1 tRNA gene is annotated in these 338 nt (G+C 56.8%); it reads left to right on the forward strand.

Annotated features, from left to right (window positions below):
- The first annotated feature begins 134 nt into the window (after nt 1-134).
- Nucleotides 135-211, forward strand: a tRNA-Asp gene (locus J8I35_RS34460).
- Nucleotides 212-338: the final 127 nt, after the last annotated feature.

Consider the following 338-nt stretch of genomic DNA (forward strand, 5'->3'; position numbering starts at 1 on the left):
GGACATCACCCTTTCACGGTGAGTACAGGGGTTCGAATCCCCTAGGGGACGCCAGATTCAGCGGCGTTTCATGGAAGTGTCGCAACGCGTGCAGGAACGTGACGAGATCCTGCAGGCGGTGGTGCAGAAAAGCTGGAGCGGTAGTTCAGTTGGTTAGAATACCGGCCTGTCACGCCGGGGGTCGCGGGTTCGAGCCCCGTCCGCTCCGCCAGAACGAAGCCCGTTCAAAAAGCGTTTTTTTGAACGGGCTTTCTCGTTAAGGATGTAAGCAGTACGTTGTCCCCTTCGTCTAGAGGCCTAGGACATCACCCTTTCACGGTGAGTACAGGGGTTCGAAT

This window comes from Burkholderia sp. CpTa8-5 (genome assembly GCF_017815045.1).
GTDB lineage: Bacteria > Pseudomonadota > Gammaproteobacteria > Burkholderiales > Burkholderiaceae > Burkholderia > Burkholderia sola.